At 62.3% G+C, this 13,968-nt stretch carries 11 protein-coding genes; 9 read left to right on the plus strand and 2 right to left on the minus strand.

Annotated features, from left to right (window positions below; translation table 11 throughout):
- Nucleotides 1-132: cation transporter (locus E6C55_RS34935; RefSeq protein ID WP_230986914.1), on the minus strand; the 132-nt coding region annotated here is incomplete at its 3' end.
- Here E6C55_RS34935 and E6C55_RS34940 point away from each other — a divergent pair.
- The 9 genes from E6C55_RS34940 to E6C55_RS29285 are packed head-to-tail and all read left to right on the plus strand — an operon-like array spanning nt 131 to nt 12,492.
- Complete coding sequence (locus E6C55_RS34940; RefSeq protein WP_168735935.1) at nt 131-400, plus strand: hypothetical protein; 270 nt, start codon at nt 131-133, stop codon at nt 398-400. The genes E6C55_RS34935 and E6C55_RS34940 overlap by 2 nt on opposite strands.
- Nucleotides 401-423: 23 nt before the next feature.
- Nucleotides 424-1,053, plus strand: coding sequence for a CIS tube protein (locus E6C55_RS29250; RefSeq protein ID WP_211093670.1), 630 nt, complete (start codon nt 424-426; stop codon nt 1,051-1,053).
- 17 nt (nt 1,054-1,070) lie between these two features.
- Complete coding sequence (locus tag E6C55_RS29255) at nt 1,071-2,174, plus strand: phage late control D family protein (protein WP_136373380.1); 1,104 nt, start codon at nt 1,071-1,073, stop codon at nt 2,172-2,174.
- Between the two features lie 2 nt (nt 2,175-2,176).
- Entirely contained in the window at nt 2,177-2,902 is a 726-nt protein-coding gene (locus E6C55_RS29260) for a phage baseplate assembly protein V (RefSeq protein WP_168735939.1), read from the plus strand.
- Between the two features lie 20 nt (nt 2,903-2,922).
- On the plus strand, nt 2,923-3,324 hold the full coding sequence (locus E6C55_RS29265; protein WP_136373381.1) for a GPW/gp25 family protein: 402 nt from the start codon (nt 2,923-2,925) through the stop codon (nt 3,322-3,324).
- Between the two features lie 54 nt (nt 3,325-3,378).
- Nucleotides 3,379-6,507, plus strand: a complete 3,129-nt coding sequence (locus E6C55_RS29270) for a baseplate J/gp47 family protein (RefSeq protein ID WP_136373382.1) — start codon at nt 3,379-3,381, stop codon at nt 6,505-6,507.
- A gap of 13 nt (nt 6,508-6,520) precedes the next feature.
- On the plus strand, nt 6,521-8,698 hold the full coding sequence (locus E6C55_RS29275) for a putative baseplate assembly protein (protein WP_136373383.1): 2,178 nt from the start codon (nt 6,521-6,523) through the stop codon (nt 8,696-8,698).
- A gap of 16 nt (nt 8,699-8,714) precedes the next feature.
- A complete protein-coding gene (locus E6C55_RS29280; protein ID WP_136373384.1) occupies nt 8,715-10,769 on the plus strand; it encodes a phage tail protein in 2,055 nt (684 codons plus the stop codon).
- Between the two features lie 22 nt (nt 10,770-10,791).
- Nucleotides 10,792-12,492, plus strand: a complete 1,701-nt coding sequence (locus tag E6C55_RS29285) for a hypothetical protein (RefSeq protein ID WP_136373385.1) — start codon at nt 10,792-10,794, stop codon at nt 12,490-12,492.
- Between the two features lie 400 nt (nt 12,493-12,892).
- Here E6C55_RS29285 and E6C55_RS29290 read toward each other — a convergent pair whose 3' ends face one another.
- Nucleotides 12,893-13,777 (minus strand): transposase, encoded by an 885-nt coding sequence (locus E6C55_RS29290; protein WP_136373386.1) that lies wholly within the window; start codon nt 13,775-13,777, stop codon nt 12,893-12,895.
- Nucleotides 13,778-13,968 lie beyond the last annotated feature (191 nt).

The raw sequence follows: 13,968 nt of genomic DNA on the forward strand, positions 1-13,968 counted from the left end.
GGCGATGCCATTGGTGTAGGCCACCAGCGTCTTGACCCGGCCGAAGCCATAGGTCAGGCGGCTGTTGGCCGGCCGCTCGCCGAGGTGAAAGGCATACCAGGCCAGCCCAAGCGCCAGGCTGTCGGTCAGCATGTGGCCGGCATCGGCAAGCAGCGCCAGCGAGCCGGTCAGCCAGCCGCTGCCGCGGCTGGACGTGCCCGCCCGGGCGGCGGAGAAGCCCGTCCGCGAGGAGCAGGCGATTCGCTCTCTGGAGGTCGCCGTGAAGACGATCGAGCAGGAGCTTACCCAAGCGAAGGAAGAGTGGGCGAAGCCGAAGGTGGACGTCGACCGGCTCGCCGACCGGATGGTTAAGGAATTCGCGAAGCGAATGAAGCAGGACAGACAACGAAGAGGCATCTGACTAAGCGAAGGAGGCGAAGCGGAGTGGCGCTTAAGAAGGCGATGATTCTTGTCCATCGCGGTCCGGTTACCGATCGCGTGGACGTTCTGTTTAACCCGAGCGAGTATTCGCTCGATTCCGCGAATCAATACTCGTGGAAAACAATTCCCGGCTTGTCCATGCCGATTCCCCACTTCGTAAGCGGGGAGGCATCGACGCTGACGATGGACCTGTTCTTCGATTCCTACGAAGCCCAGACCGACGTGCGCAAGCACACGATGAAGATCGTCGGGTTGCTCGATGTCGACAAGGACCTGCACGCGCCGCCGCTCTGCAAGTTCGTGTGGGGCTCGCTGCAATTCAAAGGCATCGTCGAGAAGGTTGTGCAGAAGTACACGATGTTCCTCGACTCGGGCCTTCCGGTCCGCGCGACGCTGACGGTCACCTTCCGCGAGGTGCAGAGCGTGAAGGAGCAGTACAAGAACATTCCCCGCCAATCGGCCGACCGCACGAAGCAGCGGACGATCAAGCAGGGGGACCAACTGTGGCAGATCGCGGCGGAGGAATACGAGGATCCGGGCCTGTGGCGGGAGATCGCGAGGGCGAACGGCATCTCGAACCCGAAGAAGCTCGAACCCGGCTCCGTTATCAAAATCCCGCGTCTATACGGGTGAAGATGGGGTGAACGCCGATGTCCAACGTTAAGCTCGGCACCGAGCAATATACGTTCGAGGATCTAGAGAATAAATATCGCGAATTCATCGCTCCGGCGTTCAAGATAGCCGTCGACGGCTCCGACCTGGGGCGCGAAGGAATGGCCATTACGGATTTATCCGTCGAGACGACGGTCGCGGACAAGTCGGACGTCGTCCGGTTCACGATCAACAACGCGTACGACCCGATCAAACGCGACTTCGAATGGTTTAACAAGAACGTGAAGCTCGGCAGCACGCTCGAGGTTCAGCTTGGCTACACGGATCAGCTCACCCCGGTGTTCTTCGGCTACGTGACGGCGATCGACGCGAGGTTCCCGCGGGAAGGCACTCCCCAACTGTTGGTGACGGCGATGGACCTCAGCTTCAAGATGATGAGAGGAAGAGGAGTCCGCAACTACGTCGACATCAAGATCTCGGACATTGTGAAGCAGATCGGCATGGAGTACGGAGCCGTCAGCTTCGTGATCGACGAGACCAAGGCCACGTGCCCGAGCTTCCTCAAGAAGCCGGACAACGACTACCAATTCCTGAACGAACTCGCACGGACGCTCAGCTACGACTTTTTTGTCGTCGGGAAGACGCTTTATTTTCGCCAGAAGAATAAGAACAAGACGCCGCTGATGACGCTCTCCTGGGGCAAGACGCTGATGGCGTTCAACGTCGAGATGAACCTGGCCGAACAGGTGTCCAAGGTCGTTGTCCGCAGTTGGGACCCGAAGGAGGCGAAGGTGACGGTCGGGCAAGCGACGACGATCACCAAGCTGGGCTCGAACTCGACGACGGGCGCGGATTTGCTCCAGAAGATGGGCAGCGGGTTCGAGGAGACGCTCTTCGTGAACGCGATCGACCAGCAGGACGCGAAGACCAAAGCGGAAGCGGCTCTCTCCGAGCGGGCGATGAAGCTTGTGTCGGGCGAAGGGGAATGCATCGGGCTGCCGGAGATCCGCGCGGGCCGCTACATCACTCTCGACGGGCTCGGCAGCCGGCTCAACCAGCCGTACTACATCGTCAGCGCGACGCATACGATCGACGGCGACGGCTACATCACTCAATTCCAGGTCGAAGGAAACGCGGTGTGAAGATGGACGACATGTACAGCTCTCTTAATCAGATGAACGACATGATGCTCGGGCTCGTGAACGGCGTCTACATCGGCATCGTGGCGGACAACAAGGACCCGGAGAATTACGGCAGGGTCAAGCTGACGATCCCCGTGTTCGACGAGCAGAAAACAACGGGTTGGGCGCGGGTGGCGACGCTGATGGCGGGCAAGGAGCGGGGGTCTCTGTTCGTTCCGGAGGTCGGCGATGAGGTCGTGGTCGCCTTCCAGATGGGCGATCTGCGCAATCCGATCGTGATCGGCAGCCTCTGGAGCAGCAAGAGCAAGCCGCCGGCCGGCAAGGACGAGAAGAACAACATCCGCAAGCTTCACTCCCGCGGGGGCCACGAGTTGAGCTTCGACGACACCGACGGCGACGGCAAGCTCACGGTCAAGACGAAGAAGGGGCACACGCTGGAGTTGCTCGACAAGTCCGACACGCTCACGATCAAGGAAGCGAACGGCCAGAATTCGATTGTTATCAAGGGCGGCTCCGCGAACGAGATTACGGTCAAGAGCGGCGAGACGAAGATCACGATCAACAACAAGGGCGACGTGGAGATCAGCAGCATGAAGAGCGTGAAGCTGAAGTCGACCCAGGTGACGCTGGAAGCGTCGGCGACGATGGACATCAAGGCGGGCGCCGCGCTGAACCTGAAGACCGACGGAATGCTGACGCTCAAGGGCTCCATGGTCAAAATCAACTGAGACGACGAGGAGGAAAGCAAGTGTCGAAGGAGTTTCTGGGGCGGGGATGGAAGTTCCCGATCGAGGTCGACGAGGCGACCGGCCGGATCAGGATGAGCGAGCACGAGGAAGACATCGCGGAAGCGATCCGAATCATTATCTGGACCGCCAAGGGAGAACGGCTCATGCGCCCGGACTTCGGCTGCGGAATCGACCGCTACTTGTTCGAGAGCAACGACGACACGACGCTGCGCCTGATCGAAGCCGAGGTGGAGGAAGCGGTCCGCATGTGGGAGCCTCGCGTGCACGAGATTGAGGTGCAGGCGGAGCGGGACTCCGGCGACGAGTCGAAGCTGCTTCTGCACGTGAAGTACGAAGTGCGGACGACCAACAATCTGTACAATCAGGTGTATCCGTTCTACTTATATGAAGGTTCCAACTAAGCCGAAGCGTTATTGCAAGTCGAAGAATCAAATCCAACCATCGGAGCGAGTCGTATGACCAAGTTAAGCTCGGGAAGGGGGCCGCTGGCCAGCCCCCCGACGATCGACGAACGCAAGAAGGAGCAACTGATCGAGCAGATCGCGAGGCTTGCTCCCCATTATACGCCGGAGTGGAGATTCAGGCCCGACGACCCGGACCCGGGATCGGCGCTGGCGCTCATGTTCGCGCACCTGCTCTCGGGCAATATCGAGCGGCTGAACCAGGTTCCGGCGAAGAGCTTCCTGGCCTTCTTGAACCGGTTCCACGTCGAGCTGGCGCAGGCGAAGCCCGCCTTCGCCCAGCTTGCCTTCCAACTGGCGGAAGGAACGCCGGAGCCGGTGTTCATCGAGCGCGGCGTTCAGGTGGCCGCCTCCGTTCCCGGCGAGCCGCGGCCGATTCTGTTCGAGACGGCGAGCGCGGCGCTGCTGACGCCGGCGCGGCTGACGGACGTGCTGTCGGTCAGCCCGCGCCTGGACCGGATCGTCCGTCTCGCAGCGGACGGGGAGATGAGCCTTCTGCCCGGTGCCGGCCGCGGAACGGCGGTATTCGGAACGGAAGGGGACAACCTTCAGGAGCACGCGATGTACCTGAAGCACGACTACCTGTTCCTGCTCCGCCACCCCGCTCTGCTGGAGCTGACCGTGCATCACGGGCAGAACGAGCAAGCCGCTCTGGAGTCGGTGCAGCTATTGACCGACCCGGCCAAGGTTCGCTGGGAATATTACAGCGGCGGCGAATGGGTCGAATTCCAACGCTCGTACGGGGCGGGAACGACGATCCGGCTGCTCAAGCTGGCGACGCAGCCGGTCGATTCCTTCGTCCACGACGAAGTCGCGGGGCGCTGGATTCGCTGCCGCGCCGTCTCGATGGAGGAGCGCAGCGGAGCGGCCGCCTTGGGCAAGGTGCAGCTCGACCGCCTGCTGCTCAAGAGCGAATACGCATCTCCGCGGGACGACGACGGCATCCGGCCCGACCGGCTCTACTTCAACGACGTTCAGCTCAGCGACGAGGAAGGGTGCATGCCGTTCGGGGACTTCTTCGCCTTGTTCGGACTGTTCTATGTGTCGAGCGAGGAAGTGCTGTCCAAGCGGGGCGCAACGGTTACGTTGAAGTTCGGCGCCGAGATTCGCCAGCATACGCTTATTCCGGAGCAGCCCCCGAATATCAACTGGAAGCTGATCATGAAGCGGCACGAGATCGAGAAGGCGGAGCAATTCGATCCGGTTACGGTCGCGACGATCCAATGGGAATATTGGAACGGCGCCGCCTGGGTCATGCTGCCGATCGGCGCGGAAGCCCAGAAGCTGTTCAGCGTTCCGTGGGAGGGCGAGGAGGAGCGGGAGATCTCGTTCGTCTGCCCGGAGGACATGGCTCCGATCTCCGTGAACGCGGAGGAGAACTATTGGATTCGGGGGCGGATCGTCCAGATTCTGAACGCCTACTCGCCGAAGGCGATCTATTATTCGCCGGTCGTCTCCAATCTGAGGATGAGGTTCGGGTACGAGCGGCCGGAACGTCCTCCTCAGAAGCTGATGCTTCAGAACAACATGGAATGGAAGGAACGGACGAAGGAGGCGCAGACGGGCCTCGGTGTGTTCCGGCCGTTCCTCGCGATGGAAGGACGCTACCCCGCGCTGTGGCTCGGCTTCGATCAGCCGCCGGAACGCGGCCCGATCCATCTGTACTTGCAGATGGTCGAGCGGCGGATCGCGGAGAGCGATGTCCCGTTCATCGAGTGGGAGTACCTGAAGGGCGGCGGGGCCGGCGCAAGCTGGGCGCCGCTGCCGGCGGCGGACGAGACGAACGGCTTCACGCGAAGCGGCGACGTGCAGTTCGTCGGGCCTCGGGATTACGCGGCCTCGGAGTTCTTCGGCATGCGGCGGTATTGGATTCGGGCGGTGAACCGCGACGGCCGCTACGACAAGCCGTCCGAAGCGGCGAACGTGCCGCGGCTGCTGAATGCGGCGCTGAACACGATTGTCGCCGTCCAGCAGGAGACGGTCCAGGACGAGCTGCCGCAGCGGATCGAGATTTACGACTCCGCAGAGGAGCAAGTGAGCGAACGTTACGTGCTGGCGGAGAAGCCGGTGCTGTCCGAAGAGGTGTGGGTCGACGAGACCGGAGAGATCTCGAAGGAAGAGCTGGAGGAATTGGAGCTGCTGGAGGACCGGATCGAGACGATTCGCGACTCGGAGAAGGAGCTGCTTCGCGTCTGGGTTCGCTATTATCCGGTCGAGCAATTCCTGCGCTCCGGACCGAAGGATCGCCATTATCGGATCGACCGCGCGACCGGAACGATTACGTTCGGCAACGGCAAGGAAGGGAAGAAGCCGCAGTTGCTCGGGGATGATACCGTGCGCGTCACGTACGCGGCCGGCGGGGGCAAGCGCGGCAACGTGCCGGCCGGAACGATAAGCACGATGCAGGACGCGATCGCCTACGTCGCGGGAGTGACGAATCCGTTCCCGGCATCGGGAGGCTGCGACCTGGGAACGGTTGAAGAAGCGACGATCCGGGGGCCGAAGCTGTTCGGCCATCGCAACCGGGCGGTGACGGCCGAGGACTTCGAATGGCTGACCCGCGAGGCGCATCCGAACGTCGCCAAGGTGAAGTGCCTGCCGAACGTGAACGCGAAGCTCGAGAAGGAGCCCGGCGCCGTCTCGATTGTCGTCTATCCGAAGTCCGGCATCGGCAGCGGCTCGCACTTCCAGGAGCTGAAGCGGGTCGTCGAGGCCAGCCTGCTGGACAAGGCGGCGTCCGGCGTCGCGTTCCCGGGCAATGTGCAGATTATCGCGCCGGCTTTGCTCGAGATCGGGGTGTACGCGACGGTCTGGGTCAAGAGCATGGACGATGTCGTGCCGGTCGAGCGGGAGATCGTGCGCAAGCTGAACGGCTTCCTCGATCCGATCTCCGGCAACGCGGACGGACAGGGCTGGGAGATCGGCCGCATGATCCATCACTCGATGTTCTACGCGCTGTTGAAGTCCATCGGCCCGGTCGTGCACATTCCGCAGCTTGCGCTTGAGGTGTACAAGACGGAGAACGGCGAGCGGACGGAATGGAACGCGGACAGAATCGTCGACGTGCCCCACGGCATCTTCGTGCCGGGCGACCATCGCATTACGGTAGAAGTGAAGAAGTAGAGGAGGAAGCCGCATGCTGCCATTGCCGAATCTGGACGATCGCACCTTCGAGGAGCTTATTCGCGAAGCGCGCGACCTTCTTCCCGGCATTCTGGAGTCCTGGACGGATCAGAACGAGCACGATCCCGGGATGACGCTGCTGGAGCTGCTCGCCTGGCATCTGGAGATGCAGCAGTTCCAGCTCGATCGGCTGACGGGAAGCCACGAACGCAAATTTCTGAAGCTGCTGGGGGAAGCGCCGAGAGACCGCTCGCCGGCGACGACCTCCGTCAGCTTCTCCAAGGCGCCCGCGCAGCTATTGCTCCCTTACGGCACGCTGCTTCGCGTCGGCGACCTTCCGTTCGAGACGGTTCGGCCCCTGACGATTCTGCCGGACACGGAGAGGCGGATCTTCATCCATACGGATGAAGGGATATCCGAGGTGACGGACGACTTCGAATCGGGAAGCGCTCCGTTCCATCCGTTCGGTCTCGAGTGCCGGGTCGGCTCGAGCTTGATCATTGAATTCCGGGAGTCGCTGCCGGAAGAGAAGCCGCTGTCGCTCTGGTTCCAACTGCACGATCAAGAGCCGGACCTGCGCATTCCCGCCCGCTACAAGCTGTTCACCCCTTCCGGCAAGGTGGAATGGCGGTATTGGCGAGAAGGCGGTCCGACGAACGAAGCGGACACTTCGACGAATGAAGCGGGAGCGGCGAACGGAAGCTGGGAGCTTATCGATCTCGAGCGGGACGAATCGTACGGCTTCCACCAGAGCGGACCGATTCTGTTCCAGATTCCGCGCGGCGCAGGCAACGTGCATCGCATTCGCGCGACGCTCGCGGACGGGGAATACAGCGATCCCCCCTACATAAGAAGATTGATGTGGAACGAGGTATTCGCGAAGCAGGGACGGACGATGGCGCTGTCGGAGCTGTTCGACGGGGCGCCGGACGGCAGCCGGACCGTTCGGCTGGGCCACGCCTTGTTCGGCACGGGGCTTGTCTCCGTGCAGCTTAAGACCGGAGGCGGAGCCTGGTTCGATGCGGACGAGGGTTCGTACGCGGTCGAGCGCTTGGAGGGCGAGACCGTCGTCCGATTCGCGGACGAGGCGGCTTGGCCGGCCGGCGAGCGGAGCGTTCGGATTATTGCCGTCGATCCGGAATTCGCGGACCGGATTGAGCTGGGAAGAGGCACCGGGCTGTCGGGCCAGACGTTCCCGCTGCCGATTGTGCCGCTGCTGCCGGACGAGTTCGGGCTTCAGGTCGGATGGCGTCTGGAGAGCGACGGCGAGATGGTGTGGCAGGATTGGGAGAGGGTGCTGGACTTCGACGAATCGTATTCCGGGAGCCTCCATTATGTGATCGACGAGGAAGAAGGCGTCGTCCGCTTCTCGGACGGAGTGCACGGGGCGGTTCCGCCCGCCTCTGCGGTGCCGAATATTCGCATCACGGGCTATCGGATCGGCGTCGGGGAGGAAGGCAATGTCAAAGCCGTCGCGCACAACGAGATCGACCTGATCTATCCGCTCCAGGTGACGAACCTGTTCCCCGCTTACGGCGGGGCGGAGCCGGAGACGCTGAAGGAAGCGATGCAGCGGGCAAAGCTGTCGGTGCTCGAGCCGAGCTGCGGCGTCACGGCCGAGGATCTGGAGCGGCGAGTCATGGAGATTCCGGGTCTGCGGATCGCGAGGGTGAAGGCCATTCCCGGCTACAAGCCCACATTGGAAAATTACCCGGCCCAGCGCTCCTACAGCGACACTTCGATCGTTATCGTTCCTTACAGCAGGCGTTCGTGGCCGCGTCCGGCCGCAGGCATGATGGCGACCGTGCATCGGCATCTGGAGCCCTATCGGCTGCTCACGACGAAGCTTCACGTCATTCCTCCGGAATACGTGAGGGTGACGGTTCGGGCGGTGATCGTCGTCGAGCCCCGGTACGAGGGCAGGGAGAACGAGGTGAAGGCGAAGCTGTCCGAATGGCTGCAGCCGTACGGTCAGGATTCGCTGAACGGCTGGGAATTCGGCAAGCCGATCTATAAGAGCGACGTGTACGACGTGATCCACCGGGTGCCCGGCATTCGCTATATCCAAGACGTATGGCTGATGGCGGACGGACGGGGCGTCCATCGCGAGGAAGGCGGGGACGTCCGCATTCCGCCGAACGGGCTTGTCGTCTCCGGCGATCACGAGATCGAGTTCGTGACGTCATTCTGAGGGAGGGGCGTTAGCGTTGATTGAACCGAAGTTTTTCTCCTTCCGGCAGCCTCCCGATTGGAGGCGCGGCGCGAGCAGCCAGCTCGCGATCGTCAAGGAAGGCGTCACGATCGAGAACGAGTTCGTCTATCGCCCCGATCGGCGGCATCCGCTCCTGTTCCCGGAGCTGGTCGCGCCGATCGGAGGGGCGGCGACGGACGGAGTCGGCCGCTGGTTCCTGCTGGGGGGCGATGGCGTTATCTGGCGGACCGACCTCGCCAGCAGGCATATCGAGCGGATCATCGGCACGGAGCGGACTCGCTCCGGGCGGCAGGCGCTGTTCGCGGCAACCCGGGATTCGGTCATCGTCCTGCTGCCCGAGACCGAGTCGACGCTGCAGTCGTTCTCGTTCGAGAACTCCCAGATTCGCTGGTCGGTGTCGAGCTGGAACGGCGAACCGTTCTACGGGGCGCTGATCGCGTCGGACGGAGCGGGAGGGTTCCTCGTGCTGGCGAACCTGAGCGGCAGAGGAGAAGTTCGGCTGCTCAGGTTCGACAGCTCGGGGGAGGCCGTTGGCTCGATGCCGATCCCGCTCGGGGACGGCCTGGACTTGTCGGCCGAGGAGCCCGCACGTTTCCAGCTCTCGATCGGCAGCGCCGGAATCGGCTGGTTGCTGGACAAGGGAGCGAACGAGCTGTATCGCCTCGACTTCGCGGCGAATTCGGCATCTGCGGTTGTCATTCCCGAGGATGCGGGCAGACTCGCCGCCGTCTGCGGGAGCGGGGACGAGCAGGTCTGGGCTCATCTCGGCCCCGATCGGCCGCCCGGCTCGCCTTCGCTGCTGCGCATAGGCGCAGGAGGCAAGGTAGTCGAGCGAGGCTACGCGGGCAATGAAGGCGGCGACCTGCTGTGGGCCGGCCAAGGCTGCCTCTATCTGCTGAATTCGGAGCGGCGAACGATTCAAGAGATTCGTCCCGTCTCGGAGACGGCGGTGTGGGGGCCGCTCGGCCGCAGGCTCGGCGTCTGGCTCAGCGACTCGCTGGACAGCGGCGCCGAGGAGACGGAGTGGCACAAGATCGTAATGAGCAGCCGGCAGAAGAGCGACACGCAGATCATCGTCCGCTGCTTCGCATCCGACAGCAAGGAAGTCATCATCGGGCAGGGGAAGGTGGACCTCGACCGCTATATCGCGGATTCGGCCGTCTCTATGGAAGACAAGCTGCGCACGCTTGCGGGGCTGTGGGCGAAGCCGCTGGCCGACCCGGAGGATGCGCTGCTGTTCAAGCTGAAGGGCCGCTACCTGTGGGTTTATCTCGAACTCATCGGTTCCGAGAGCCACGCTCCCGTCGTCCATAGTATGGAAGTCTATTTTCCGCGAATGTCTTATCTGGAGCATCTGCCTCCCATCTATCAGCGCCACGAGCCGAGCCGAGACTTCCTCTCCAGGTATCTCAGCATCTTCCAGACGATTATGGACGAGACGGATCGGCGGATCGGGCAGGTAACCCGGGTGTTCGACGCCGGAGGGGCGGACGGCCGCTCGCTGAGATGGCTGCTCGGCTGGCTCGGCATCGAGGGAGAGGATTACTGGACGGAGGAGCAGCTGCGGCAATTGCTGAAGCATGCCAACGTTCTGTACAATCTGCGCGGGACGAGAACGGCGATGGAACTGCTGATCTCGATCTATACGGGAGAGAAGCCGATCATTCTGGAGTACGAGCAGGTTCAGCCGCTGAAGGAGAACCCGGAGCTTGGGGAGGTGGCGGAGCGGCTGTACGCGGCCGACCCGCACGTGTTCAATGTGCTCGTCAAGTCCGAGCACGCCGACACGGAGACGAAGCGGGTATCGCTGCTGCATCTGATCGACGCGTTCAAGCCGGCGTTCGCCTCCTGCAAGCTGGTCGTGCTTCAGCCTTGGGTGTACATGGACTTGCACTCCTATCTCGGCATGAACACTGTCTTGTCCGAACCGACGCTCTTGACCTTGGACGGCCGATCCTCCATGCCGCATCATACCATTACGATCGACCTGGGCCAAGACAATCGAATGGACCAACACACGAGACTCGGATTGGATTCTCGTCTGGAATAATGAGTGGAGAGGGGATCTTCGGATGAACAAATCAAGGTATATCCCGTTCGAGCGCAACCGTTACTTCTACGGCAAGCTGCTGACGGTGCGGGACTTCATGACGGAGCAGACGTATTACTCGGACAAGCGCAGGCTGATCAATCGCTTGCTGCACGGAAGCGGGGTCGTCGCGGGGCTGCAAGTCGTCGCCGTGGACGACAAGTCGGTCTCGATCGAGACCGGCGCCGCACTGGATACGCTCGGCCGCGAGATCGTCGTTCCGTCTCCGGTGACGATCAAGCTGTCGCAGCTCGACGGCTTCACGAACAACGAGTACGCCAAGAACGTCTATCTGTGCATCGCCTACGACGAGAAAGGCAAGGAGCCGGTCCATACGGTCGCGGGAGCGGGAACGGCCGGACGGGAAGGCGACGTCAGCGAGCACAACCGCATTCTTGAGAGCTACCGCCTCTTCATTAGCGAACAGTCCCCATCGCCGGGCCTTCAGGAATACGATCATCTGATCGAGGACACGTCGGTCTGGTACGGCGATTCGCAGGTGCGAATTCTGCAGACGGCGCCGCGTTACCTCGAGCCCGGCCAAGTGTTCGACCTCCGGCTGACGGTTGAGAAGACGCTGCAGACGGCTCACGTCGAGTTCGAATATGTGCCCGACTGGACCGGCTTCGAGCTGGCCGATCCGCTGGCGGACGGCAAGATCCGGTTCGTCGAGCCGACCGACGGCGGCCAGACGGTGTACAAGCAGACGGTCCGCGTTCGCGCCGCCGAGCTCGAGCCCGGCGAAGTCCGGTCAATCCGCTCGATCGGGGCGAAGGCCGGAACCGCGCGCCTCGTCGTCGGCGACAAGCTCATCAACGAGCTGTCGCGCGTTCAGCATTCGGTCGAGGTCAGCGAGGAGCCTGCGGAGCGAAGAATTCTGCGCTCGTTCTACTCGCGCTCGCTCGATCGAGCGCTCGAGTCCACATCGGATTCGGCCGTCTGCCTGGCCAAGATCAACCTGCTGCAGATGGGCGCGACGTACGTCATCGACAGCATCGAGCCGATGCCGCTGCAGGATTACGTCATCAACGCGACGATGCTGTACAAGATTCTGTCCTCCCAGGGCAGCATCACCCGGGGAGAATCGGCAGCGGGCTCCGTTGGCTCGGAGCCGGGAGCCGCTCCTTCCGCGCCGCCGGAGTCGTTCCCGGACTTGAAGGACGAGTTCCGTCTGTTCGAGGGCGAGAATGAGGACCAGCCGAAGGAAGAGCAGGCAGCTTCCGGCATTGTGGAGATCTCGATCCTTCCTCCGCCGAAGAAGAAGTGGTACCACCGGCGCGTGAGGACGTTCTACTCCGACGAGATCCCCCACGGCCTGGGGGGCGGAGCGGCGTTCATCTCGGCGGGCGTATCGGACGAGAAGGAAGAGAGCGAAGTGATCGTCCCCGAGATGTGGAGCCGCAGCGACGCGGTCTACGTCGGCAACCAGTCGATCTTCAAGAAGAGCGAGTACGCTTCGGAGCTTCCCCAGGTGGAGATCGGGTATATTTTCTACCCGAAGAAGGGGACCTTCCGCATCGGCGTCAAGGTGAAGGGCAAGACCGAGCGCACCCGCCTGCGCCTCCGCTGGTGGGCCGTCAAGGCGGCCGCGGACGCCGCCGCGGATTCGGCCGGCGATGGGGCCGGCGCCCCGCTCGGCGAGCACAACCGCGGCCAGCACGAAGCGGCGGCCGGCCGCTCGTAAGGCGGGGCGAGCCGGGGCAGCGCATTGCGGCAGATAGAGGCACGGGGACTCCCGTGTCTCTTTTTACGTTGCAAGGCTGAAGCGCAATGGAGGGGGAAAAGTCGGCTCCTCTCCCAGCGTCATATCCTCTCTGTCGACATTATATCTCTTCTCCCATTCGTTCAGGATAGGGATGAGCCGAAGCGGGGACACAACGAATCCGATAGGAAAAGGTCGCGCCGCAAACGGCAACTCGAATGGCTATGAAGAAGAGGCACGCTTTGCCGGGCGCTGCGAAGGAGGGCTGCCTACGCAGTGCACAAGGGGAGGGAGTACAGGGAGTAACGAGCACGGCAAAGAGACACCGACGGCGTTAGGAAGCGGCGATGGGGTTGGGGCGGCTTCTGCGCTGCGTGCAAGGTTAACAGGCCGACCTGAGGCCGGCTGGAGAGCGCTGCACGTGTCGGAAAGCCTGGCAAGCTTGCACCATCAATTGCACACAGTCGCCTCCGTTCTGCCGGGCGTTCCACCGGAAGGAAGCCTCGGCCAGATACTTAGGCAGCGAGCTTGCTCTGATGCCGCGATAGGTTGTGCGAATCCGCTTGAACTCCGCACGAATAATCGGGGCCAGGTTCCGGCAATGGCGAATTGTCAAATACCAGGACCGCTGTACGTCGGCGGCCTGGCTGACGGGATCGGGAGCGAAGTGACGGCGCTTGAACACCTGGCGAGCTTCCGCATTGATGGTGCTGCCATTCATCTGTTCGCGGTCGAGCATCATCCAAGTCATGCGCACGGGACGATCGGCGTCATCGATCTCCATGGCCATAGCTACCGGATGCTCCTGCTCGTTAAGCTCGCCGATGGAAGGCAGGGAAGGGCAGAAGATCGCCAAGCCGGCTTCCACGCGCCCGCTCAGCCGCTCCGCTCCGTCAAGCTCAAGCAGAAGGCTCTCGCGAATCTTGTTCATCATGGCATAAGCCGTTTTGTAGGTGACGCCGATCTGCTTCGCGAGCTGCGCGGCGTTGATGCCGGAGGACGGATCGCTCATGCGCTCGATGGCGAACAGCCACTTAGAAAGCGCGGTCCGCGTTCCTTCCATGCAAGTGCCGGAAGTAACAGAAGCCTGGTGACGGCAGCGCACGCATTCAAACAGAGGCCGACGGCGAGTGGCGATCGTATACGCCTCCGGATGGCCGCAGAGCGGGCAGCGATACCCGTCAGGCCATCGGCAGCGGTAGAAATACTCTGCGCAAGCGTCTTCGCCGCCTTGCTTCGCCAGAAACTCCGCATAGCTCTCGAGCATAGTCGCACCTCCACGAAACAGAACGTTTGTTCTCTTTTATTGTAGCATTTTCTGGAATTAATGCAAGAGGTTCCGTAAAAAAAGTGTTGCCGCGCGAAGGCTGGAGTCCGGGAAGAGAAGTTCCTGATCGAAGGGGAGATGAGGCATAATGCGCAGAAAGGGGGATGACGCTCATGGGGATTCCACAATAT

This window comes from Cohnella fermenti, from assembly GCF_004801405.1.
Taxonomy (GTDB): domain Bacteria; phylum Bacillota; class Bacilli; order Paenibacillales; family Paenibacillaceae; genus Cohnella; species Cohnella fermenti.

What these genes read in the sequence shown, in the direction of transcription:
- E6C55_RS34940 (WP_168735935.1), top strand. Translation starts at nt 131, where the DNA reads ATGTGGCCGGCATCGGCAAGCAGCGCCAGCGAGCCGGTCAGCCAGCCG.
- E6C55_RS29255 (WP_136373380.1), top strand. Translation starts at nt 1,071, where the DNA reads ATGTCCAACGTTAAGCTCGGCACCGAGCAATATACGTTCGAGGATCTA.
- E6C55_RS29260 (WP_168735939.1), top strand. Translation starts at nt 2,177, where the DNA reads ATGGACGACATGTACAGCTCTCTTAATCAGATGAACGACATGATGCTC.
- E6C55_RS29270 (WP_136373382.1), top strand. Translation starts at nt 3,379, where the DNA reads ATGACCAAGTTAAGCTCGGGAAGGGGGCCGCTGGCCAGCCCCCCGACG.
- E6C55_RS29275 (WP_136373383.1), top strand. Translation starts at nt 6,521, where the DNA reads ATGCTGCCATTGCCGAATCTGGACGATCGCACCTTCGAGGAGCTTATT.
- E6C55_RS29285 (WP_136373385.1), top strand. Translation starts at nt 10,792, where the DNA reads ATGAACAAATCAAGGTATATCCCGTTCGAGCGCAACCGTTACTTCTAC.
- E6C55_RS29290 (WP_136373386.1), bottom strand. Translation starts at nt 13,777, where the DNA reads ATGCTCGAGAGCTATGCGGAGTTTCTGGCGAAGCAAGGCGGCGAAGAC.